This is a genomic window from Pseudomonas cichorii (genome assembly GCF_015471405.1).
Taxonomy (GTDB): Bacteria; Pseudomonadota; Gammaproteobacteria; order Pseudomonadales; family Pseudomonadaceae; genus Aquipseudomonas; species Aquipseudomonas serbiensis.
The window spans coordinates 1-23,109 of record NZ_BLVZ01000006.1 but is presented as its reverse complement, the minus strand read 5'-3'; the positions used below and the strand labels follow the sequence as shown (position 1 = coordinate 23,109).

Genomic DNA, 23,109 nt, shown 5'->3' with positions numbered 1-23,109 from the left:
TTGTCATAGAACGTTGATATCAGTGGATTGCAGCGTTACACCAACCGCCGTTGTCAGGGTGATGACACCCTCTTCGTCTTCTTCTACCGAAAACAGCAGAAATTCCCGCCGGTTGATCAAGCCCGTTTCGCGGGCGTACAGCATGCTCAGGTGCTTGATGCGATAGCCGCCGTCAGGGCTGGACACATCTTCGTCCATGGGCGTCAGTTCGGTCTGTCCGGTTTCGGTTCCCCACTGGCGCTCGAACACTTCGCCGTCGTGCTCATAGGTCGGCAGGCCGATCTTCGAGGACGGGCCGGTCAGACGCAGCAATTCATCCTTGCTGGCAATAGGCGAGGCACTGTAATAGCCGAACAGAATGATGTCCTGGACGTCTTCAGGATTGCGGCCGTTGCTGACCACTTGCAGGAAGTAATCTTCGTTGTCCAGATAGAAACGATGGATGAACATCGACTGGCCCAGATCGATACGGCCCACGGCCCAGACCTTTTCATCGCCCGGCACAACCACTTCGGAGTGGCCGTCGAGCAGCATTTTCAGCGAAGAATCCAGGCACAGCATGCGCCCTGAAGCCAGACCAAACGGGCTGCTCGGCCCGCTGGCGTTACCGGACGCCTTGGGTGCCTCCAACCCCATGACACGTTTGAACCAACTCATAGCGCATCCTCTTGCAGTCGACTGGAAGCGATGTAGAAAATTTCCCCGCCGCGAATGATCACGTCATTGGCAGGATTGATCTCGAACTGCCCGTTGGCAGACGTGCGATAGCCGATCAGCGTGGCATTGAACTCCTGACGCAGGCGCACATACAGCTCGCCGCAAGAGGAAGTGAAATCAGCGGGCAGCACATGCCGGAATTGCGTCGCGCCCTGACCGATGCACAGCAGTTCGTTGATAACACTGCTGGAGCCTGGGTCCTGGGAGGAGCGGACCAGCATTTCAATGGCCATGTTCGACGTGCATTCCAGCTCGGGCGCATAGGTTCTGGCCAGTGCCGCCCGTTCGGAATTATTGAAGTGGGCCACGACATGGCCAGAGGGTCCCAGGCTCTTGAGCGTCAGCACGATGGCCAGGGTCAGGCTGTCAGACTGGGTATGCACCAGAATCCGCTGGGCACCGATGACGCCTGCCCGGATCAACAGTGCAGGCGAATCCAGCGAGTCGCCCTTGATGAAAGATGCCCGGCCCGGCATGGGGTTTTCCGCGATGATCGAGTCGCAGATCACCAGCCCGCCGCCACTGGTCGAGGCGTCCTGATCGAGCAGTTCGACAATGCGTTCGCTGGACTCGCCATCCCAGCCCACAAGAACCGTATGGCCCTTGAGTGCAGAGCAATCGCCCTGTCCCTTCATGTTTCGTCTCCAGATATCGCCGACCGAAGTCGAAGCCTTGCCGATCACGGCGGTCAGCAAGGCGATACCGCCCAGCATGATCCAGGTGGTAGTGATGACCTTGCCCCAGCCGGATTTGGGCGACAGATCGCCATAACCGACAGTGGTGGCAGTGGTCAGATAGAAATAGGTGAAATCAGCGCCCTGGAGCAGATGCTCCTCATTGGCCAACGTCAACAGCAACCATGAAACGGCGTAATGCACGACCAGCAACATACCGATGCCAGCCCAGCCGAACCGGTCGAAGAACACCGATGCGTGACGCCGAAGCAACAGAAACAGGGTCATCCGTTCAAATCCTTGAGTCAGCGTTCACTTCCATACAGCCACGGCAAAGGCATGGGATGACCTTTGTCGGCCATCCCTTCCAGACGACTTACTGGGCCGGTGTCTGGTTGCGGGCTTTCAGGCGCGCCAACACATCTTCGGCACCGCCATTCTTCGCACCGATACCAGCGTCTTGCAGGCGGCGCTCGAGGTCGCTGCCATTGGACTGGCTGGCCAGTTCTTCAGCCGCTTCCAGCTTGGCGTCCTGTTCATCCTGACGCTGTTTCAGACGCGCCAGAGAACTCACCGCATTTTCCACAGCGCCGCTGGCGCCGCCGGTAGCCGTGGCTGTCGCGACCCGCGCCTTTTGCACGGTTTCACGCGCCTTGGCCATCTCGACCTGCTGCTTGAGGCCCTTGATCCGCGACTCGGCCTTGAGCACCTGATCCTGCAACAGGTTGACCTGCTTGTTGAACTGATCGGCCAGCTCCTGCTCCTGATCGCGCAGGGCTTCGATCTCCGCGACTTTTGCGGCGCATTCCACAGCCAGGCCTTCTTCGCCCTTGTTCAACGCCTGCAGAGCACGGCCTTCCCAGTTGGCAATGCTGGTGGCGTGCTCTTCAAGACGCTGAGCGGACAGCTTGTGCTTGGCCTTGATGGTGATCAGACCGTCGCGGGCCTTGACCAGCGCGCTCTCGGCGTCGCGGATTTCCTGGTCCAGAATGCGGATGGCATTGGCATCGACAATCGACTCGCCCACTTCAGAGGCACCGCCACGAACGGCAGTCACCAGTTTTTTCCAGATACTTGTGGTCATGAATTCTCTCCTCCTGACAGGGCTATTCAGCGGATGAAATGATCGTCAAAAGCTTCGGCCGCACGGATCACGTTGTCCGCAAGGGTGAAGATTTCCTGAACGATTACCGTCAGGGACGATGCGGCGCTCAATGCGCCAAACAGGCAGTAGACTTCCTGGTCGTCGGCCAGGGTCTCGATACCGACCGATGACAGCGGAAACAGGTCACGGCTACGCAGGACGACATTGTTGAAGGCAGCCACGTCCTTGATGCTGCTGACTTCGATCAAAGTGGCATCGGCCAGGACCTGATCGCCCGCCACCGCGATGTAGATCGGCAGGTCGCCATAGCCTTTCATGGTCAGACGGATACCGGCCTCGGCACCTTCGGTCACGGCCAGCTCAATTTCCCCTTGAGTAACCAGATCCAGTTCGGCCAGAGACTTCTGCAGGGAGCTGATGGTCCAGTTGGTGTTCTCGGTCATGAAATCCTCCAATTTGATTCTCTCGCCCAGAAAGGGCTGCCTTAGCGCTTTTTCGATGCCGCGCAACGCATCGACGTTTTCGGGGCGGATCCAGAACTCACGCTTGACCAGACCCGCTTCCTTGAGTCGCAGACGCATTTCACGCATGTAATCGGTGGAACTCTTTGACACCTTGGCCGGGAGAGTTGAACTGTCGCCTTTGGCTTTACGAGGCATTGGCGTCCCCCTGTAATTTTAATGCCGATCAGTTAAGGCATATGTCACTTGCGGGAGGGGCCTTGGCCGCGACGACTTGCTTACAGGCAATACATTTTCAGCGCCTGAAAGCTGGCTGTCGCGGCCAAGGCCCCTCCCACGGACTGTGACCTTGCCACCTGCTTTTTGAAATCAGCCTATTAACTGATCAACACTATCCTGTAATTTCACCTTGGATCAGGTGCGCAACGTAGCAGATGCCATCAAGGATGGATACGCATCACATGTGATATTTTTTCAGGCCTGAAACGGCACGATTCCAAACGTGAAAAAGGTGCTGTCCGCAACCGCGAACAGCACCTTTTTCAAGCGTGCGAGTGACGCACTCAATGCCGCATCAAGCCTTACACCGCCAGACTTTTGCTCACCACCTCGAACACGTCGGCCGACAGCTCGCCCGAACTGCGGATACGCTCCAGCTCGGCCTTCATCAACGCCTGACGGGCGCTGTCGTACTTGCGCCAGCGGGTCAGCGGCGCCAGTTGGCGAGAGGCGATCTGCGGGTTGAAGCCGTTGAGCTCGATCACCAGATCCGCCAGGAAGCGATAGCCGGAGCCATCCGCTGCATGGAAGTTGATCAGGTTCTGGCCAGCGAAAGCACCGATCAGGGCGCGGACCTTGTTCGGGTTCTTGATGTTGAACGCCGGATGCTGCATCAACTCCTTGACCCGTTGCAGGCCACCCGGCTGGGTGCTGCCCGCCTGGACGCTGAACCACTGATCCATGACCAGCGGGTTGCCTTTGAAGTTTTCGGCAAAAACGGCCAGTGCCTTGGCGCGCTCTTCAGTGAACGGCGAATTGACCAGCACGGCCAGCGCTGTCAGGCGTTCGGTCATGTTATCGGAGGCATCGAACTGCTCGATGGCCGCCTCAAGAACCTGTGGCTTGGCGCTGAGCATCAGGTACGACAGCGCAATGTTCTGCAGGCTGCGGCGGGCGAAATGCTCGGCTTCGGCAATGTAAGGCGTGGTTTTCGACAGGCTGCGATTGGCCTGATAACGCGCCCACAGCGCATCGAACAGGCTGCCGGCAATCTGCTGACGCGCAAACTCACGGGCCGCGTGAATGGCATCGACATCCGCCACTTCGCTGATTTCAGTGAGGTACGCCTCACCCGGCAGCGACAGCATTTCCGCGACCATGGCCTGATCCAGTTGTTCATCTGCCAGCACGGTGCCCAATGCTGTTACCAGACGCTGATCCATGACCAATGGCTGACCTTGCTGATGCTGCGCAATCAACTCCTGCAACACTTGAACAGACAACTGCTGACCTGCATCCCAGCGATTGAAGCCATCGCTGTCGTGCTGCATCAGGAACATCAACTGGTCGCGGTCGTAGGGGAAGCTGAGTTTGACCGGAGCCGAGAAACCACGCAGCAGCGACGGCAGCGGCTTTTCAGCGATATCGACAAAGGTGAACGTCTGCTCGGCCTCGGTCACCGACAGCACGCGGGAAGTCCCGCTGGCCGCTGCTTCACCGGACAGACGCAGCGCGACCTCGCCACCCTGCTTGTCCAGCAGGCCCAGCGCAACCGGAATCACGAACGGCTGCTTTTCCTGTTTGTCCGGCGTCTGCGGGCAGCTCTGACGGAAGGTCAGGCTGTAAGTGCGCGCAGCACTGTCGTAGGACTCGCTGACCGCCAGACGCGGCGTACCGGCCTGGCTGTACCAGCGCTTGAACTGAGTCAGGTCCACGCCATTGGCGTCTTCCATGGCCTTGATGAAATCGTCACAGGTCACGGCCTGCCCGTCGTGGCGCTCGAAGTACAGATCGCTGCCCTTGCGGAAGCCTTCGGCGCCCAGCAGGGTGTGGATCATGCCAACGACTTCGGAGCCCTTTTCATAGACAGTCAGGGTGTAGAAGTTGGAAATCTCGATAAAGCTGTCCGGGCGCACGGCATGGGCCATCGGGCCGGCATCTTCGGCAAACTGGTGAGTGCGCAGGTAAGCGACGTCCTGAATGCGCTTGACCGTGGCCGAGTTCATGTCCGCCGAGAAGCCGGAGTCGCGGAACACCGTGAAACCTTCCTTGAGCGACAGCTGGAACCAGTCACGGCAGGTCACGCGGTTGCCCGACCAGTTGTGGAAATACTCGTGGGCCACAATCGCTTCGACACGCTGGTGAGCGGCGTCGGTGGCGGTTTCGGCACGGGCCAGCACGGCACTGGAGTTGAAGATGTTGAGGCCCTTGTTCTCCATGGCGCCCATGTTGAAGTCGTTGACGGCCACGATCATGAAGATATCCAGGTCGTATTCGCGACCGTAGGTTTCTTCGTCCCAGCGCATGGATTTCTTCAGGCTGTCCATGGCGTGCTGGCACTTGTCGATGTTTTCCGGCTCGACATAGATGCGCAGGGTCACGACACGCTCGCTCATGGTGGTGAACGTGTCTTCGACACACCACAGATCACCGGCCACCAGCGCGAACAGGTAAGCCGGTTTCATGAACGGGTCTTCCCAGGTCGCCCAGTGCCGACCGTCGTCTTCCTGACCGCTGGCAATCGGGTTGCCGTTGGACAGCAGCACCGGGAAATCATGCTTGTCGGCGCTCAGGGTCGTGGTGAACTTGCTCATCACGTCCGGGCGGTCGAGGTAATAGGTGATCTTGCGGAAGCCTTCGGCCTCGCACTGGGTACAGAACATGCCACTGGACTTGTACAGGCCTTCCAGCGCGGTATTGGTTTCCGGGTGGATGCGTACCGTGCTGTCGACCGTGAAACGCTCGGCCTTGGGGTGCAGCGTCAGATGGTCCGGAGTCAGTTGATAATCACCAGCGCTCAGCTCGACATCATCCAGTTGCAGCGACACAAGCTCCAGAAGCTGGCCATCCAGCACCAGCGGCGGCAGGCCTGCGCCACGCTCGGGATTACGACGCATGACCAGTTGCGCATGCACCAGAGAGTGGTCGTCGAACAACTCGAATGTCAGGTGCGTTTCGTCAATCAGATAGTCAGGCGCCTGATAATCCTTCAGGTAAATCATTTTCGGTTGCTCAGTACGCATACTGGAATCCTTTACTGATGCACGGCCAGTTGATAGGCCGTGTACTTGCGAATATTGATCACGCCGGTATCGAAAATCAGGTATTGGCCCTTGATCCCCAGCAGCGTGCCCTCGGCAATCGGGTTCTTGTCCAGGTTGAAACTGACGATCTTGGTCGGATACGCCTCGACCGGATAACGAAACTCTACAGGCTCGGCATCATGCAGCAACTGGATGGCCTGCAGGCCGAACCGGCCTTGCAACTCCTGTAATCCGGCAGCGCAAGTGTCGAACAGTTCCTGACGGATGGCCTTGAGATCCACCGGCTGGGCATCGCCCTTGAGCAAGGCGCGCCAGTTGGTACGGTCGGCGACCTGACTGCGCAGCAGGTCTTCGACGAAACCGGACTGCTGCCGGGTCGCCACACGCAAAATAGGCAAGGCCTGGCTCGCGCCCTGGTCCAGCCAGCGGGTCGGCAACTGGGTGGCCCGGGTGATACCGACCTTCACGCCCGATGAGTTGGCGAGATAGACGATATGGTCGGTCATGCAGAACTGCTCGCCCCAGGACGGATCCCGGCAGGTGCCGTGCTCGTGATGGCACTTCTCCGGGCTCATGATGCATACGTCGCACTGGGCCAGCTTGAGCATGCATGGGTAGCAATAACCCTGGCTGTAGCTGGATTTGGTCTTGCGACCGCAATGGCTGCAATGGATGGCGCCCAGGTATTCCAGGCGCACCGTCTTGCCGATCAGCGGGTTGACGGGGATTTCTGCATCGCCCAGCCGAAAGCTGTATTGCACGAAGGGCGCCGCATCCTGGCGCGCCGACATTTTGTTGACTGCTCCGCGACCAAGCTCGATCAATGGATGGCATCCGACTTGAACAGGATATTAGCCACCGGCTCGGATTTGGACGCACATTCCTGCGGGCCCATGTAACCGATGCGCTGGTCTTCCGGCAGGTTCTGCGCTTCCCAGGCGATCAACGCCTGCAAGGACAGCTCGCGCTGCTCCTGGGTCAGCTTGCGGCCATCGGACCACTTACCGATTTCCACAGCCAGCTTCAGGCTCTCGTAGATATCGGGGGTGATGTTTTCAATCATTTCAGCAAAAGAGGACATTCTGTACTCCAGAAAATAGGGGGCAATTCCAGGCTCTGTACGAAAAGTCGGCGAGCGAAGGTCAGGCAAGGCAAAAACAGGCGAGGAAGCGGAGTTTACGTGTTGTAAATGAGCATTCCGAGCCTGTTTTTAACGCAGCATCACCGAGCGCAGCCACTTTTCGTACAGAGCCTAGGCTCTGCGGCGGGCAATGGCACCCCCCACAAGGCCGGTAACACAACCAATAATCAGACCACCGACATGAGCGCCGTTGGCGATATCGCCAAAACCCAGCAGGCTCACCAGCCCGGACAGACACAACACCAGCCAGACCAGCATCATGATCAGCACGCCACGTGGCATGCGGTAGATCGGGTTGGGCGCCAGCCACTGGAAAATCCAGCAATGGCCCAGCAACCCGTAAAGAACTCCCGATAACCCGCCAAACAGGCTCGGGCCACCGAATGCATATTGGACCGAGTTGGAAAACGCGGCGAACAGCAGCGTCAGGCCCAGCAGATGCCAGCGCCCCTGACGCAGCTCGATGCGCCGCCCAAGCTCCCAGTACCACAGGCCGTTCATGGACAGATGCAGAATTCCGAAGTGGATCAGCATCGGGGTGAAGATACGCCACCACTCCCCTGCCGCCAGGCTGTCGGCAAGAGGCACGAACATCGCGTATTCATCCTGGACCCGAAAGTCCAGAAACGTCAGCCAGCGCACGGTATCGAGGTCATCCCCCAACAAGGTGAGCCCGGCAACGACCAGGGTCGCCAGCAGCACCAGTGCGGTCATCGGGCTGTTGCGCAACTGCTGAGCGAAGCCTGGACGTTTCACTTTGGTCACTGCGGCTCCAGGCGGTAACTCATAAGTGTCGTCACCCTCCGGAAAGCGTGCGTACAAATTGCGCACTTCTTCGGCCAGTTGCCCTACATCCGGTACCCAGAGCACTTGCTCACCCGCCTCCTCGCTGACCCGATGAGGAACGCCCAGACGCTGAAGCAAGCTGATGAAGCCTGTCAGATCGGTGCTCAGGGGCAAGCGCAGAACGGCAACGGGGTTCATTGTGAAACCTCGGGACGCTGCACATCGACCCAGACGAATTTACCCGGATCGATCTGTGTTTCCTGATCCAGCCGATACGCGACCAGCTTGCCGTAGAGCACAGCGCTGTAATCCAGGCAGGCCAGGTTCGGGCGAATCGGTGCAGGTATGCCGCTACGCCAGTAATGGCCGACGAACAGCAATGGCTCGTCGATGCCATAGCGCAACAGGGCGTTCTTTTCCGAAGTGGACAGCGGCGTCTTGGCCACGCCTTCGGGCAAGGCGTCGGGCTGGAACACCACATCGCCGTAGGTCTGTGGGTCGTCTTCCCAGAATTTGGTGCGGAAGAAAGCGCGGGACAGGCCATCGCCGCCGGTCAGGGTCAAGCCATGGGGCAGGCGCATGTCAGTGCCGCGCAACAGACGGTTGAAAACGCCACTGGCAAAACTGCCGGGCACCGCCGAAGCCTGGACGAAATGCTTGTCGATGCAGCCATTGCCGTGCAAGCCACGCAGGGGCTCGATCAGGCTTGGGTCCCAGCAGGCGTGAACCACGCGGAAACGGCCTGCATCGATGTACAGCGGCAGCTCGTAGAACCATTGGACAAACTCGCTCCACTCCGCCGGATACTGCTCGAACTGCGCAAGCGTCTCGCCGATAAGCCGCGCATGACGCGGCGTATGTTCGCGCACGAAACGCTGACTGCCTTCGGGCAAGGCCGGTGTCACCCAGCCCAGCGCATTGAACTCATGGTTGCCCATGATGCAATAGGCCTGACCCGCCTGGACCATGTCGCGCACGATATGCAGCGCCTCGCGGATCCGGGGGCCTCGGTCAATGATATCGCCCAGGAAAATCACCCTGCGTTCAGGATGACGCCAGACGCCCGCCTGAAAACGGTAACCGAGCAACTCCAGCAAGTGCTCAAGCGTATGAGCACAACCGTGCACGTCACCGATCAGATCGTAGCCACGCGCAGGATCGAGCATCAGTCGCCTCCGACGCCGAGTCTGCTGCCCCAGCCGAGCTTGGTGCGGCAGACTTCGTAATAGTTATGATCCAGCGGGTGAATCAGGCGCAGTTTCTGGGATTTCTTGCTGACGGTAATGGTATCGCCCGGTGCGCAAGTGAAATGGTTCTGCCCATCACAGGACACCTGGGGATAGATGGTCATGTCCTTGGACACCACGATTTTCAGCTCGCTGTTGCCGTCGACCACTATCGGGCGGCCAGAAAGCGTGTGCGGATACATGGGCACGATAACGATGGCATCGAGCTTGGGATGCATGATCGGCCCACCTGCCGACAGCGCGTAGGCAGTCGAACCGGTAGGCGTGGCGATGATCAGGCCGTCGGCCTTCTGGCTACAGACGAACTGGCCATCGATATAGATCTCGAACTCGATCATCCGCGTGGACTTGCCGGGGTGCAGCACCACATCGTTGAGCGCGTCGCCCTGGCCAATGGCCTCACCATGACGGCGAACTTCGGCCTGAAGCAGGAAGCGGTTTTCCACCAGATAGTGTCCATCCAGAACTTCAGCGACTTTCACTTCCAGTTCGTCAGGACGGATATCGGTCAGAAAACCCAGGTTGCCACGGTTGATGCCCAATACCGGAACGTTGTGCTTGGCCAACGCCCGCGCCGCGCCCAGCAGACTGCCGTCGCCGCCCACCACAATGACCATGTCGCACACTTCGCCGAGCATCTTGCGCGACGAGGTCTGCAGACCGTGGCCGGGCAGTACTTCAGCGATGGTGTCTTCCAGAATGACGTGCAGATGCCGGTCCAACAGGAATCTCTTGAGTCGGCGAACGGTATCGAGCACCTGAACACTGCCCAGACGACCGATGATGCCGATATTGCGAAATTGCTCCATGGGGCTCCTGCTGCGGGTTCGATACGGCCTTAAAGAAACGGATTATGGGCGAAAGGGCCGGTTAGCGGCAATGTATGCACAACCCCGTAGGAGCGAATTCATTCGCGAAGGAAGCCCAGGCGACGCATCACCTGTGAATGTACACGGCTCTTCGCGAATGAATTCGCTCCTACGGGGGGATGGGGGCTATCCTCGGTACATGACTCTATTTCCCGACCTGATCGACCTCCCCCGCCAGTTGCGCCACCCAGAGGTGCGCGACCTGGCCTGGGTCATCCTCGCGCCGCCCATGCTCGATGCAACGCCATGGCCGCAACGTCATCCATTGACCGGCAGCGACTGGGTACAGCACCCCGATCAACTGGCAGACTTCTTGTATCAACTGGATCGGGACAGTTCCCCGCTGGAACACTGGCTGTCGCTCAGCGCCACACGCAGGCTGGGGCTTTACTACGAACGGCTCTGGCAGTTCGCGGTGCATCATGCGCCGGGAGTCGAGATCATCGCCGCCAACCTGCCGATTCGTCTGGAAGGTCATACCCTGGGCGAACTGGACATGCTGCTGCGGGATCGTGATGGTGTGCATCACGTGGAACTGGCCATCAAACTGTATCTCGGGCCGCAAGACGGCGATGGCCATGACACGGCGCAATGGCTGGGGCCTGGATGCCATGACCGGCTGGACCGAAAGCTTACACACCTGAGCCAGCATCAACTGCCGATGTCCTCACGCCCGGAAAGCCGGGCGACGCTGTCGGCGCTGGGAATCGAGGCCTTCACGGCCGAGTTATGGCTGGGTGGCTATCTGCTCTATCCCTGGCCGGGACAGGCCCGATCACCGGCAGGTGCCCATAGCCAGCACCTCAAAGGGCTCTGGCTGCATCAACGGGATTGGGAAGAATTCATCGCACAAAGCCCGACGGGGCGCTGGCAGCCTTTGCCACGTCACGCCTGGCTGGCACCCGCTCATTACGCCCAAGCCTGGAGCCATGAGCAATTGCAGGACTGGCTGACGCAGCTCGACCCACTGGCTCCGGCGCAACTGCTGGTACGCCTGAATCAGAACCCGCAGGGGGAATGGGAAGAAGCAGAGCGTCTGTTTCTGGTGTCGGACATGTGGCCCAATCTGGCCGACACCAGTAACACACTCAGCTCGGAAGCTGTCTCGACACCACCCGCCTGATCACTTGGTCTTCGGCAGCAAGATGGTCAGGATGCCGAGCAACGGCAGGTAGGAGCACAGGTTGTAGACATACAGAATGCCGTGGCTATCGGCCAGATAACCTAGCAACGCCGCACCGATCCCGCCAAAGCCGAACATCAGGCCGAAGAAGATACCGGCAATCATGCCCACGTTGCCCGGCACCAGTTCCTGGGCATACACCACAATGGCAGAAAACGCCGACGCCAGAATGAAGCCGATAATGACGCTCAGCACGCTGGTCCAGAACAGATCGGCATAGGGCAGCGCCAGGGTGAAAGGCGCCGCGCCGAGAATCGAAAACCAGATCACTTTCTTGCGGCCGATCTTGTCGCCAATCGGGCCGCCAAAGAACGTGCCCGCCGCCACCGCGCCCAGAAACAGGAACAGGTGCAACTGCGAACTGGCCACCGACAGGTCGAACTTCTCGATCAGGTAGAACGTGAAGTAGCTGGTGAGGCTGGTCATGTAGAAGAACTTGGAGAAGACCAGAAACGCCAATATGCCCAGCGACAGAATCACCCGCTTTCTCGACAGGCCATGGGTCGCCGCCTGCCCGGCCTTGAGCTTGAACAGGTTCAGGTGTGCCCGATACCAACGGCTGATGGCGTACAGCAAGCCCAGGGAAAACAGGGCAAACAAGCCGATCCAGGCCACATTGCCCTGACCGAAAGGAATGATGATCACAGCCGCCAGCAACGGACCGAATGCCGAGCCAGTATTGCCACCGACCTGGAAGGTCGATTGCGCCAGACCAAAACGCCCGCCCGAAGCCAGCCTTGCAATACGCGAGGCTTCAGGGTGAAAGGTCGAAGAGCCGATGCCGATAAGCGCCGAGGCCACCAGAATCAATGGGAAACTGCCCACCATCGACAGCATCACAATGCCGATCAGGGTACAGATCGAACCCAGAGGCAGGACCAGCGGGTTGGGATGCCGGTCGGTGTAATAACCGACCCAGGGCTGCAACAACGAAGCCGTGATCTGGAAGGTCAGGGTAATCAGCCCGATCTGGGTGAAACTCAAATCGTAACTGGCCTTGAGCATCGGATAGATCGACGGCAGCACAGCCTGGATCAGGTCGTTGATCAAATGCGCCAGGGCGACCGCGCCGATAATACGCATCACTAATGGGCTGGTCTGAGGAGTCGTCGAAGCCGCGGGAGAACCGGGCTGAGCGCTGATCGCCATGCATTTCATCCGTAAAAATGGTTTTGGAGTGCCCCCATTCTGATATTACAAAATGTGTCATATCGAGGCAGGGTCGCCAATGTGCCATTTTTCAGGGCGCCCGTGCCATTTTTTATTGCATGTTTGCGATGGGTTTAATGAACTCAGGACGGGAGCGAATTCATTCGTGAACCAGGTCCCACCTCTCCACGCTCTGCCACATCATGCAATGAAATCTTCGAGGTTTCCGGCAACGCCAGACCACCCGCCAGTGCCAGAGCCGCTACGGCAATCAGATAAAAGGCCGGCGACAAGTTACTGCCGGTAGTGCTGATCAACCAGGTTGCTACCAGCGGCGCAGTGCCACCGAACAGGGTGTAGGCCATGTTGTAGGTGATGGCCGATGCCGTGTAACGGGTGCGGGTCGGGAAGGTTTCCGAGAGCAGCGCCGCCGTGACAACACCGCACAACACCGCGCCGATGGCCAACAGCATCACTCCGAAAATCGAAGCCGCGAACGATCCCGAACTGGCCATCAGGAAAGACGGAAACACCACCAGCATCAGCAATACGCAGGCCGTGACCACGGTGGCGCGTCGTCCGACCCGATCGGAATAAGCCCCGGCCAGCGGGCAGATCGCAGCGGCAAACAACAAGGCGATCAACGACACCAGCAACGCCGTGGCCCGACTCAAGCCACCCGCCACTTGCAGGTAAGTGGCGAAGTAAGTGGTGAACATGTAGAACGACAGCGCCGTCAGGGAAATGAAAGCCCCCAGACAGCAGATGGCCGCGCCATGGTTGCGCAGGGTTTCCTTTAGCGGCGAATGGGCCACGTCATGCTCGTCGGTCACGGCCTGAAAAGCCGGCGTTTCGTCCAGCCTCCAGCGCAGATACAGACCGACCAGCCCCAGCGGCGCAGCAATCAGAAATGGCAGACGCCAGCCCCAACTGCCCATGGTTTCTGCCGACAAGGCCGCCTCCAGCGCATAAGCCACCACTGCAGCAGCAGCGAAGGCCGAGAACGTCGAGACCGGCAGGAAACTGCCATACCAGGCGCGCTGGTCTTTCGGCGCATGCTCCATCAGGTAGGCGCAGGCCCCGGCATACTCACCACCCGCCGAAAAACCCTGAGCACAGCGAATGATGGTCAGCAGAATCGGAGCAGTCACGCCAATGGCTGCATAAGTGGGCAACAGGCCGATCAGGGTCGTGGCGCCCGCCATCAACAGGATGGTGATGGCCAGCGTGCGCTTGCGACCGATCCTGTCACCCAGCATGCCAAAGAAAATACCGCCCAGAGGCCGGAAGGCAAAGGCAACGGCAAAGACCGCAAAGGTTTTCAGCAGTGCGGCACTGGTGTCGGTGCTGGGGAAGAATTGCAGAGCGATGGTGGTCGCCAGAAAGCCATAGACCGCAAAGTCGAACCATTCGACAAAGTTACCGATGGCGGCAGCCACTATGACTTTTCTCAAAGTAGCAGGATCGACCTGCTCTACGACGGTAGTTGTCATGCTGACCTCGGCCATTGATGGGGGATGACCGATTATCAAGACAGTGAATAGAAGGCTTTACTCCAAAAGTGTCATCCACGTAGTCAGGGACGACGCCTCTGCCTCAGGGCATCATTGCCCGTCGGCCTTGCAGGCCACCGGTGTGAACAAAGATCAGGCGAGTGCCCGAAATGAAGCGCCCGGCTGCGACTTCATGGTGCAGCGCCAGCAGCGCTTTGCCGGTGTAAAGCGGCTCCAGCGGGATACCGCCTTGCGCTTCACTGTTGGCGATGAACGCCATTAAATCCTCATCGGTTCTGGCAAAACCACCGCGACTGGCATCGAGCAACTGGTAACACGAAGACCTGCCCACCAACGCCGCCACATTCTGAGCGACGCCATGATCATCCGGAACCGCCAGCGCGCCATATACCGGGTGAGCACCCGCCTCCGCCAGCACCAGCCCGGCCAGTGTGGTCCCGGTACCCGCCGCCAGCCACCAACCGTGATAATCATCCCAACCCAGCGACTGCAACGGTTCTTTTATCAAGTCCAGCAATCGGGCACAGCCCAAGGCACCGGGCATGCCGCCACCACCTTCAGGAATCGGATACAGCTCGGGATACTGCGCTTGCCATGGCAACCAGAAGCCCTCCTCATGCCGAGCCCGATAACCGCCATAACCCAGCCAGTGCAATTGCATCCCGAAGGCTTGCAGGTCGAGCACCGTAGGCGTCACTTGCTCATGACCACGCAGCAAGCCCACCGTGGGAAAACCAAAACGCCTGCCCGCCGCCGCCGCCGCATGCAAATGATTGGAATGAGCGCCTCCAAGGCTGATGACGCCCGCCGCTCCACCCTGAGCCGCACAAGCCAGATGCTCGGTGAGCTTGAACCACTTGTTGCCGCTGATCAGCGGATCGATAAGGTCCAGCCGCAGAATCGCGACTTCGATGCCTGCCTTTTTTAACCAGGGCAGGCTCAGACGTTCGAGAGGGGCTGTGGGTTGCCAGGTCAGTGCAGAGGCAAGCATGGAAAGATCAGGAATGAGGGGACGGGCTGCAGTGTACAGTTTTTGTATACCCTTGGGCCTTGGTCCCCGCACTCAGCAACTTTCAGACTTGCCGATCACTCGACCTTGAACCCCGGCTTGCCGTTTTCGGCCCGCCACTGTTTGATGGTGTTCACGATGCCTTCTGGGGATGAGTCTGCATCTGGCTGGGGGTAATAAATGAGATCACTCCCGTCTGGATGCTCGATGATCGCCCTGAAGTGCCTGACCCATTTCCGGTGCGCAGCTTCACTTGCTGCGTTGACTACGCAAATATCCGTTACAAAACGGATAAATTCATGTTCAGTGTAGTCCTCGATTTTATTTTTCAACTCAGCCACGCTTCACCTCCGAATGTAACTTAGTGACGTTCAGGCTTACCGATCACTCGGCCTTGAACCCCGGTTTGCCGTTTTCAGCTCGCCACTGCTTGATGGTGTTCACGATGCCTTCTGGGGAGGAGTCTGCGTCTGGCTGTGGGTAATAAATGAGATCACTCCCGTCTGGATGCTCGGTAACATTCTCAAAATGGATAACCCATCGCCCATGCTCAGCCTCGCTCATCGCATTGACTGCACAAATGTCACTCACAAAACGGATGAATTCCAACTCGGAGTAATCCTCTAACTTGCCTTTCAACTCAGCCATGCTTCACCTCCGAATGCAATTTAATATGACGTGCAGGGGTAAGAATACGCATATTATTCACATCATAAACGGCAGCTCCGTTAGATATAAAGTCTATATGATGAATCTCAAACACCCTCCTCTCACCGACACTTTGCTTCTTCGGAGTATATGGAGCATAGCCTTTCTGCATCAGCACCTTATTTTCCGAAGAAAACTGATTTACAAGGAGTTCATCATCCGCTACCAGCTTCCAGAAGGCCTCTCTAAAGCGGGAAAAATTACTGAACTGCTTACCCCGTAACTGTTCAGCTATCTGCTTCGGTATAGGAGCCCCCTCTCCCTCTGCCAATGCCTCTAACCAGTCATGGAAAACAGTCTGCCCCTCACCACTTACAACGCCCGGCATATTTCGAGGACTTTGGAAAACTGCGTAAAGTGCAGGCAGTCCAGAGTCCGCAGGAAATATAAAAATATAATCGTCGATCTCGACATCATCGAGCTCCGGATAAGTGTCAATTCTGCCAGCAACAGGAGTTAATATCGCACCCTCATACACTGGGACTTCAGGTATATCGGCAGGTAGTGCAGTAGAACTGTTGCCCGGATTGACTATTGGCGTCCAGATCAGGGTCTTGGGCGGTATATCCGGCGTCGAGATCGAGTAAACGTTCAGTGCAGAATCGTATGCCGCAGCGATAACCCGTACGCTCCTCGATACATGTGCCCCGTCGGCAGGAATGACGATAATCTCCGTATGTCCACTGTCCGCCGATTTGAAGCCGAGACGGACAGGAAGATCTATGGGGCCATGGTTTATCTCAGTAATCTGCGATGTTGTCAGGTCCGTCAGTGGCAGCATGAGTGCGTAGCGATTCGGCAACTCGCCGTTTCCCAACCTGGATGGATAAATCAAAGCACCCACACCGACCAGAAGACCGGAAGCTGCACCAGCAGCCAACTCAGCCAGTGCGGTAATTGAGGCGCGTATAGAGGCTTGCAAGGTTAGCGTAGCGCCATCGGCCGCCAAGACCCTCCCAGCCGTAGTAGCAAGTTGAGCACCAGCCTCAGTTGTCGCCCCATTGATCTGAAAAATATTTTGGGCAATCTGCTCTAGTCGCTGTTCTTCTCTTAACCTCTCGGTTTCAGCTTGAGCTTGTTCTACAGCCCGGGTTGCCGCTTCCGCCTGGGCTTGTTCCGCTGCTCGGGCTGCCGCCTCCACCTGGGCTTGTTCCGCCGCTCGGGCTGCCGCTTCCGCTGCTACTTGCTTTTGCATTTCCGCCACTCTTGCGCTAAATGTAGCCGCTTGATCAGCCAACTTCCCAAGTGCTTCTTGTGCAAAACGGCGCTTATAAGCTGCTTCATGAGAGGTTTGGGCAAATCCATGAAGCTCCCGAGGACGGGGGTGACTATTCATAAAACGGATAACGACATCCATTTGCTGCTTAGGAGTCAACGACAATGGATCCGTCCCATAAAATCGATCCGCCGCCGCAGAAACCTGTTGGATTTCAGTTCTCTTTTTTTCCATAAGCTGTGCGCGCAAAACCAACTCACGCTGAAGCCCTTCGATTGTATTGGCGTCTTGAGAAACTCCCCCACGAGCAGCACTGAGTTCTTGTTCAAGAACTGAGTCAATCAAATCGAGGCTAGTCTGGAAGCTTTTTTCCCAATCCTGGAGAGTATGATACATAAAGGGACCAAATCGCATGGCTTCGGGTATCGAGGGCGCTGATGCTCCCCATGATCGTCCAAGGCTAAAGTCCCCAGTCGGTGGCTGCTCCCCAATATAAATAGGCGGCAGTGTTATTTGTTTCTTTGGCATTTATCATCCTTAAAAACAACGAGCCAGCATCCTGAACACAGGGCTTCAGGCACGTATAAAAAGTGCATCCATGCAATTATTGAAAGCAAAACAATGTGTAGGACAACGACTACTAAACAAAACCTGTTTAAACACTACCCAAGAAAAATGTACAGCAACATCAAAAAATAAGTTCAATACATTTTATTACAAGAAAAAATCAAAAATATGAACCATTACTTTTGAAAAATTAAAATCAGACACATCGCAACCAACCGTAGGAAAAACCCTAAATCAAAAAAGTATTTACGCACCAAAAAAGAAAAGGCGCTTGCGCGCCTTTCAACTAAAAAGAATGACTCAGTTCAAAATTACAACTCAGCAGCCAGCCTGGAACCCTGATCAATCGCTCGCTTGGCATCCAGCTCGGCAGCAACATCAGCGCCACCAATCAGATGAACGCTCTGCCCTGCGTCAACCAGTCCGTCATACAGCTCGCGCAACGGGTCCTGGCCGGCGCAGATGACGATGTTGTCCACCGGCAGCAGTTTCTCTTCGCCTTCGCCAATGCGGATATGCAGGCCGGCATCGTCGATTTTCAGGTACTGCACGCTGTTGAGCATTTGCACTTGCTTGTTTTTCAGGCCGGTGCGGTGAATCCAGCCGGTGGTCTTGCCCAGGCCATCGCCGACCTTGGTGTCCTTGCGTTGCAGCAGGAATACCTGACGCGCCGGGGCATGGGCTTCAGCCTTGATGCCTGCCACACCGCCACGCGCCTGCAAGGTCGTGTCGATACCCCACTCTTTCCAGAAGGCGTCACGATCCTGGCTGGTGGAGACGCCCTGATGGACCAGGAACTCCGAGACATCGAAACCGATCCCGCCTGCCCCGATCACCGCCACGCTGCGGCCAACCGGTTTGCGTTGCAGGATCACGTCCAGATAGCTCAGCACCTTGGGGTTATCGATGCCGGGAATGGCCGGTGTGCGGGGCACGATTCCGGTGGCCAGCAGTACTTCGTCGAAACCGCCATCCAGCAGATCCTGCACCCCGACACGTGTTCCCAGGCGCAACTCTACGCCGGTGTTTTTCAGCTTGTGCTTGAAGTAGCGCAAGGTTTCATAAAACTCTTCCTTGCCCGGCACACGCTTGGCGATGTTGAACTGCCCACCGATTTCACTGGCCGAATCGAACAGCGTCACCTGATGACCACGCTCCGCCGCCACGCTTGCAGCCGCAAGGCCGGCAGGCCCTGCGCCCACCACCGCGACTTTCTTGACCTGCCGCACCGGCAGGTAATTGAGTTCGGTTTCATGACAGGCACGCGGGTTGACCAGACAACTGGTGAGTTTGCCGCCAAAGGTATGGTCCAGACAGGCCTGGTTGCAGCCGATACAGGTATTGATCTCGTCGGCGCGGCCTGCCGCTGCCTTGTTGACGAACTCCGGGTCGGCCAGAAACGGCCGGGCCATGGACACCATGTCGGCATCACCTTCGCTGAGGATATGCTCGGCTATCTCCGGGGTATTGATACGGTTGGTAGTGATCAGCGGGATCTTCACAGAACCACGCAATTTGGCCGTCACCTTGCTGAAGGCGCCACGTGGCACCTTGGTGGCGATGGTCGGGATTCGTGCTTCATGCCAGCCGATACCGGTGTTGATGATCGTCGCGCCAGCCTGCTCGATAGCCTTGGCCAGGGTCACGATTTCTTCCCAGGTACTGCCGCCTTCCACCAGATCCAGCATTGAAAGGCGGAAGATGATGATGAACTCAGACCCGACAGCTTCACGCACCCGGCGCACGATTTCCACCGGCAGACGCATGCGATTTTCGTAGCTGCCACCCCAACGGTCGGTGCGGTGGTTGGTCTGTGCGACCAGGAACTGGTTGATGAAATAGCCTTCCGAACCCATGACTTCAACGCCGTCATAACCAGCGCTCTGAGCCAGGGTCGAGCAGGTCACAAAGTCCTGAATCTGCTTTTCTATGCCCTCTTCGTCCAGCTCTCGCGGCGTGAACGGATTGATCGGTGCCTGAATGGCGCTGGGAGCGACTTGCTCGGGGCTGTAGGCGTAACGGCCAGCATGCAGGATCTGCAGACAGATCTTGCCGCCAGCTTCGTGAACCGCTTCAGTGACGATGCGATGTTGCTCGGCTTCTTCAGGCGTGGTCAGTTTTGCAGCGCCCTTGTAGACCCCGCCTTCCTTGTTCGGCGCAATACCGCCGGTGACCATCAGCCCCACGCCGCCACGGGCACGCTCGGCGAAGTACGCCGCCATGCGCTCGAAACCTCCGGGCCTTTCCTCAAGACCGGTATGCATCGAGCCCATCAGGGTCCGGTTGCGCAGAGTCGTGAAACCCAGGTCCAGCGGGGCCAGCAGGTGCGGATAGCGAGTGGCAGTCATGGGAGCGCTCCATCGGTTTCATCACGGAAAAGCGAGGACATCTATGCGTCCTCTTGTTCTATTGCGGGCTCGTTGTATGACCCGTTCATGGCACAAACAGTAAAGAGCCGACCCGCCTCGCTCAATGACCGAAAGTGACAAGTTATTGATCCAAACGTGCAGGCAGGCTAGGCTCTGTACGAAAGTCGGCGAGCGAAGGTCAGGCAAGGCAAAAACAGGCGAGGAACGGTCGGAGTCGCGCTCGACTTTACGTGTTGTAAATGAGCATTCCGAGCCTGTTTTTAACGCAGCATCACCGAGCGCAGCCACTTATCGTACAAAGCCTAGTGTCCTGTCCTGGCCTTGGATCAACAGCACCTTATGCGTAAATTCTTCGGTATCTGCCTCATCCTGGCGAGTATCGCAACCCTTGTCAGTTATGGCCTGTGGACCGGGCAACGTGCGCAGGGACATTACCTGTCCGACCTGCGCATTCGTCTGGTCATCAACGAAGGCCAGCCCGGTGAGCGCGGCAACCTGCTGGGGGTCGAGCCCGAGCTGTTCCCCACCGACTACCAGAACCCCGGGCGTCTGCACCGCAAGCTGGCGGCCTACCTGCAACATGCCCGTGAACTGGGCCTGATCAATACCCGGACCATCGTTGTCCTGCCGGAACATGTGGGCACCTGGCTGTTTGTTTCAGGAGAGAAAAACCAGCTCTTTCAGGCCAGCGACCGGGATGAAGCCATGAGTTGGCTGCCTTGGAGCAACCCGCTGAAATTCATTGAGGCCTTCACTCAAGCCACCGGCGAGAATCGGCTGGAGGATGCTTATCTGCGCATGAAGGCGAACAGCATGGCGCGGGACTATCAAACCCTGTTCGGCGGCTTGGCCAAGGAGTTTGGCGTCACCCTGGTGGCTGGCAGCATCGTGCTGCCGGAGCCGCGTGTCGAAGCGGGTCAACTGCGGATCGGCAATGGCGCACTGTATAACAGCAGCCTTGTGTTTGGCAGCGACGGCATGCCACTCGGCCCGCCTCAACGCCAATTGTTTGCGAGCCCTTACCAGCACGATTATGTCGAGACAGCAGCCAGTGCGCCCTTGAACGTCATCGACACCCCGGCAGGTCGTCTGGCAGTGCTGATCGGCAGCGACAGCTGGTATCCGGGCAATTACGCACGCCTGAATGCTGACGGCGCCGAGCTGATTGCGGTGCCAGCCTTCGTTCCCGGCAAAAGTAGCTGGGCCAGCCCGTGGCGCGGATTCTGGGACAAGAGTGAAAACCCTGACACCGACCTCAAACCCGGCACGATCAGCGAAGGCGAAGCCTGGCGCCAACTGACCCTGACCGGCCGCACACCCGACAGCAATGCCCGGGCCGGTATCAGTGTGTTCCTGCACGGGCAGTTCTGGAACCAGGGCAGCTCCGGGCAAGGTTTTGCCAGCCACAACGGGCAGATCATCGGCGAGCAGCTTCTGGAAAACCGCGCCATGAGCGGCGCCCGTCTGATCAATATCTGGCTCTGACCATGCCTGACCTGACGCTGCGCCTCGGGGATCTTTCAGTGGGCTTTATCCAGAGCATGGGCGACGCCGTGCGCAGTTTCGGTCAGGACCCTGCCCCGCTTCTGGAACAATACGGCCTGGACACGGCGCGCCTGAGCGAAGCAGGCGCACGCCTGTCTATCCCGCGCTACATGCGTCTGGGCCATGCGGCCATCCAGCTTACCGGCCAACCGGGGCTGGGCTTGCGCATGGGACAGCTCAGCCGCCTCAGCCAGCTCGGACTGGCTGGTGTCACGGCAGCACAGGCACCGACCGTGCGCGAGGCTGCCCGGGTTCTGAGCCGTTTCGAGGCGTTGTATGGCTCCAACTATCGCGGTCAGTCGAGTTTTCATGAGGACGCAGAAGGTGCCTGGCTGCGCTTCTATTCCATCAGCCCCTACAACACCTACAACCGCTTTGTGGTGGACTCGATCCTTTGTGCCTGGATCAGCCACCTGTCAGCTCTGGCCGCCAGCCCCGTACGTGCTCAAAGGGTCGAGATCGAATTTGAAGCGCCTGAATATGCAGCCGACTACAGCTTGCTGAGCGACAACCCGGTGATCTTTGGCGCGGCGACCAATCAATTGCGTCTGGATCAGACAAGCCTGGCGCTGCGCAACCCTGAACACTGCCCAAGCACCTGGCAGCACTTGCTGCAATTGTGTGAAAAGGAACTGGAACAACTGACCCGCACCCGCAGCCTGCGCGAACGCATCATTCAGTTGCTGGGGCCGTTATTGAACGGAGGAAGGGAACCTGATCTGGAAGAGATCGCAGCCCGGCTCAAGCTGCCGACCTGGACACTACGCCGAAAACTGGCCGATGAAGGCACCCGCTTTCGCACCATCCTCAATGACACTCGCCGTGATCTGGCGATGACTTACATCCGCGACACTGAACTGGCGTTCGGCGAGATCGCGTATCTGCTGGGTTTTGCCTCGGCCGAAGCCTTTCAACGCGCCTTCAAACGCTGGAACAGCCAGACTCCAGGAGAGTTTCGCCGCAGCCAGCGTCAAAGCGCCTGACGCCACTCACAGTTCGGTAGCGTCGTCGGCGGGTTCCAGCGGGTCCAGCTCAAAGGCGCGGGATTCCAGCAGTTCTTCTTGATATTCGTCCATCTTTTCAGTCCTTTTGGGTGATTGATTGCCTGGTTGGAAACACTGAGATAACTGACCACAGGCACCACAGTAAAGTGCCAATGTGAATAAAAATGTTACGTCTTATAAAAATACGAGCGCTGCGCAAATCAATTTAGCGCATTCGTCTTCCGCTCAATTCACCCTTGACTTGGCAACACCTCCCGCCATAACCTCCAGCCCATGAACCCAATCAAGCAATTCTTCGGCCAGATTATTATTACCGTCATTCCAGTCATGGCGGGTTAGCCGACGTTTGCAAAAAACCCGCCCTGGAGGCGGGTTTCTTCTGTCTCCCGGGCTACTTTCAGAACCAGGAGTCAGACATGATCATCATCCTTCGCTCTATCGCCCTTCGCCTGTCCTCGAACCTGATCATCCTGACCCAGCCCAAGGGGTTGACGCGATGACCGATCTGCTCAACCACTACGCCCGCAAGATCCTCACGTCCCGCGTCTATGACGTCGCCGTAGAAACCCCGTTGCAGGGCGC

The 23,109-nt window shown here is 57.9% G+C and carries 20 protein-coding genes and 1 pseudogene; 3 read left to right on the top strand and 18 right to left on the bottom strand.

Annotated features, from left to right (window positions below; all coding sequences use genetic code 11):
* Positions 1 to 3: 3 nt before the first annotated feature.
* The 10 genes from JL015_RS10185 to JL015_RS10140 all read right to left on the bottom strand — a co-directional run bounded on the left by JL015_RS10185 (position 4) and on the right by JL015_RS10140 (position 10,203).
* Positions 4 to 657, bottom strand: coding sequence for a YjfK family protein (locus JL015_RS10185; RefSeq protein ID WP_201018389.1), 654 nt, complete (start codon positions 655 to 657; stop codon positions 4 to 6).
* Complete coding sequence (locus JL015_RS10180; RefSeq protein WP_201018388.1) at positions 654 to 1,679, bottom strand: ion channel; 1,026 nt, start codon at positions 1,677 to 1,679, stop codon at positions 654 to 656. Before JL015_RS10180 ends, JL015_RS10185 begins: the two co-directional genes overlap by 4 nt.
* An 88-nt stretch (positions 1,680 to 1,767) precedes the next feature.
* On the bottom strand, positions 1,768 to 2,475 hold the full coding sequence (locus JL015_RS10175; RefSeq protein WP_201004798.1) for a PspA/IM30 family protein: 708 nt from the start codon (positions 2,473 to 2,475) through the stop codon (positions 1,768 to 1,770).
* Positions 2,476 to 2,501: 26 nt separating this feature from the next.
* Positions 2,502 to 3,155, bottom strand: coding sequence for a YjfI family protein (locus tag JL015_RS10170; RefSeq protein WP_201018387.1), 654 nt, complete (start codon positions 3,153 to 3,155; stop codon positions 2,502 to 2,504).
* A gap of 383 nt (positions 3,156 to 3,538) precedes the next feature.
* Positions 3,539 to 6,199 carry an aminopeptidase N gene (pepN, locus tag JL015_RS10165; protein WP_201018386.1) on the bottom strand — a complete coding sequence of 887 codons (2,661 nt, stop codon included), beginning with the start codon at positions 6,197 to 6,199 and terminating at the stop codon, positions 3,539 to 3,541.
* 11 nt (positions 6,200 to 6,210) lie between these two features.
* Positions 6,211 to 7,044, bottom strand: a complete 834-nt coding sequence (locus tag JL015_RS10160; protein WP_201004804.1) for a DUF2797 domain-containing protein — start codon at positions 7,042 to 7,044, stop codon at positions 6,211 to 6,213.
* Positions 7,041 to 7,301 carry a YeaC family protein gene (locus JL015_RS10155; protein WP_122316551.1) on the bottom strand — a complete coding sequence of 87 codons (261 nt, stop codon included), beginning with the start codon at positions 7,299 to 7,301 and terminating at the stop codon, positions 7,041 to 7,043. Before JL015_RS10155 ends, JL015_RS10160 begins: the two co-directional genes overlap by 4 nt.
* 171 nt (positions 7,302 to 7,472) lie before the next feature.
* On the bottom strand, positions 7,473 to 8,345 hold the full coding sequence (locus JL015_RS10150; RefSeq protein ID WP_201018385.1) for a rhomboid family intramembrane serine protease: 873 nt from the start codon (positions 8,343 to 8,345) through the stop codon (positions 7,473 to 7,475).
* The gene (locus JL015_RS10145; RefSeq protein WP_201004807.1) at positions 8,342 to 9,313 is read right to left on the bottom strand and encodes a metallophosphoesterase; all 972 of its coding nucleotides are present in this window, start codon (positions 9,311 to 9,313) and stop codon (positions 8,342 to 8,344) included. Before JL015_RS10145 ends, JL015_RS10150 begins: the two co-directional genes overlap by 4 nt.
* Positions 9,313 to 10,203, bottom strand: coding sequence for an NAD(+) kinase (locus JL015_RS10140; RefSeq protein ID WP_201004809.1), 891 nt, complete (start codon positions 10,201 to 10,203; stop codon positions 9,313 to 9,315). Before JL015_RS10140 ends, JL015_RS10145 begins: the two co-directional genes overlap by 1 nt.
* 199 nt (positions 10,204 to 10,402) lie before the next feature.
* Here JL015_RS10140 and JL015_RS10135 point away from each other — a divergent pair, with 199 nt between their 5' ends.
* Positions 10,403 to 11,386: a DUF1853 family protein gene (locus tag JL015_RS10135; RefSeq protein ID WP_201018384.1), complete on the top strand. Its 984-nt coding sequence runs from the start codon at positions 10,403 to 10,405 to the stop codon at positions 11,384 to 11,386.
* On the opposite strand, the gene JL015_RS10130 is transcribed toward JL015_RS10135, so the two are convergent.
* The 7 genes from JL015_RS10130 to JL015_RS10100 form a co-directional block, all read right to left on the bottom strand.
* A complete protein-coding gene (locus tag JL015_RS10130; RefSeq protein ID WP_201018383.1) occupies positions 11,387 to 12,595 on the bottom strand; it encodes an MFS transporter in 1,209 nt (402 codons plus the stop codon).
* A 143-nt stretch (positions 12,596 to 12,738) separates the two neighbouring features.
* Entirely contained in the window at positions 12,739 to 14,088 is a 1,350-nt protein-coding gene (locus JL015_RS10125; RefSeq protein ID WP_201018382.1) for an MFS transporter, read from the bottom strand.
* A 103-nt stretch (positions 14,089 to 14,191) separates the two neighbouring features.
* A complete protein-coding gene (locus tag JL015_RS10120) occupies positions 14,192 to 15,100 on the bottom strand; it encodes a 1-aminocyclopropane-1-carboxylate deaminase/D-cysteine desulfhydrase (RefSeq protein ID WP_201018381.1) in 909 nt (302 codons plus the stop codon).
* A 95-nt stretch (positions 15,101 to 15,195) separates the two neighbouring features.
* Positions 15,196 to 15,459 (bottom strand): bacteriocin immunity protein, encoded by a 264-nt coding sequence (locus JL015_RS10115; RefSeq protein ID WP_307726264.1) that lies wholly within the window; start codon positions 15,457 to 15,459, stop codon positions 15,196 to 15,198.
* A 43-nt stretch (positions 15,460 to 15,502) separates the two neighbouring features.
* A complete protein-coding gene (locus tag JL015_RS10110) occupies positions 15,503 to 15,766 on the bottom strand; it encodes a bacteriocin immunity protein (protein WP_201018380.1) in 264 nt (87 codons plus the stop codon).
* Complete coding sequence (locus JL015_RS10105; RefSeq protein ID WP_201018379.1) at positions 15,759 to 17,570, bottom strand: S-type pyocin domain-containing protein; 1,812 nt, start codon at positions 17,568 to 17,570, stop codon at positions 15,759 to 15,761. Before JL015_RS10105 ends, JL015_RS10110 begins: the two co-directional genes overlap by 8 nt.
* A 350-nt stretch (positions 17,571 to 17,920) precedes the next feature.
* Positions 17,921 to 19,957: an NADPH-dependent 2,4-dienoyl-CoA reductase gene (locus tag JL015_RS10100; protein ID WP_201018378.1), complete on the bottom strand. Its 2,037-nt coding sequence runs from the start codon at positions 19,955 to 19,957 to the stop codon at positions 17,921 to 17,923.
* Positions 19,958 to 20,317: 360 nt separating this feature from the next.
* Here JL015_RS10100 and JL015_RS10095 point away from each other — a divergent pair, with 360 nt between their 5' ends.
* Positions 20,318 to 21,463, top strand: coding sequence for a nitrilase-related carbon-nitrogen hydrolase (locus JL015_RS10095; RefSeq protein ID WP_201018377.1), 1,146 nt, complete (start codon positions 20,318 to 20,320; stop codon positions 21,461 to 21,463).
* 2 nt (positions 21,464 to 21,465) lie between these two features.
* A complete protein-coding gene (locus JL015_RS10090) occupies positions 21,466 to 22,506 on the top strand; it encodes an AraC family transcriptional regulator (protein ID WP_201018376.1) in 1,041 nt (346 codons plus the stop codon).
* A gap of 418 nt (positions 22,507 to 22,924) precedes the next feature.
* On the opposite strand, the pseudogene JL015_RS27670 reads toward JL015_RS10090, so the two are convergent.
* Positions 22,925 to 23,109, bottom strand: a pseudogene (locus JL015_RS27670) (hypothetical protein); the annotation flags it as partial.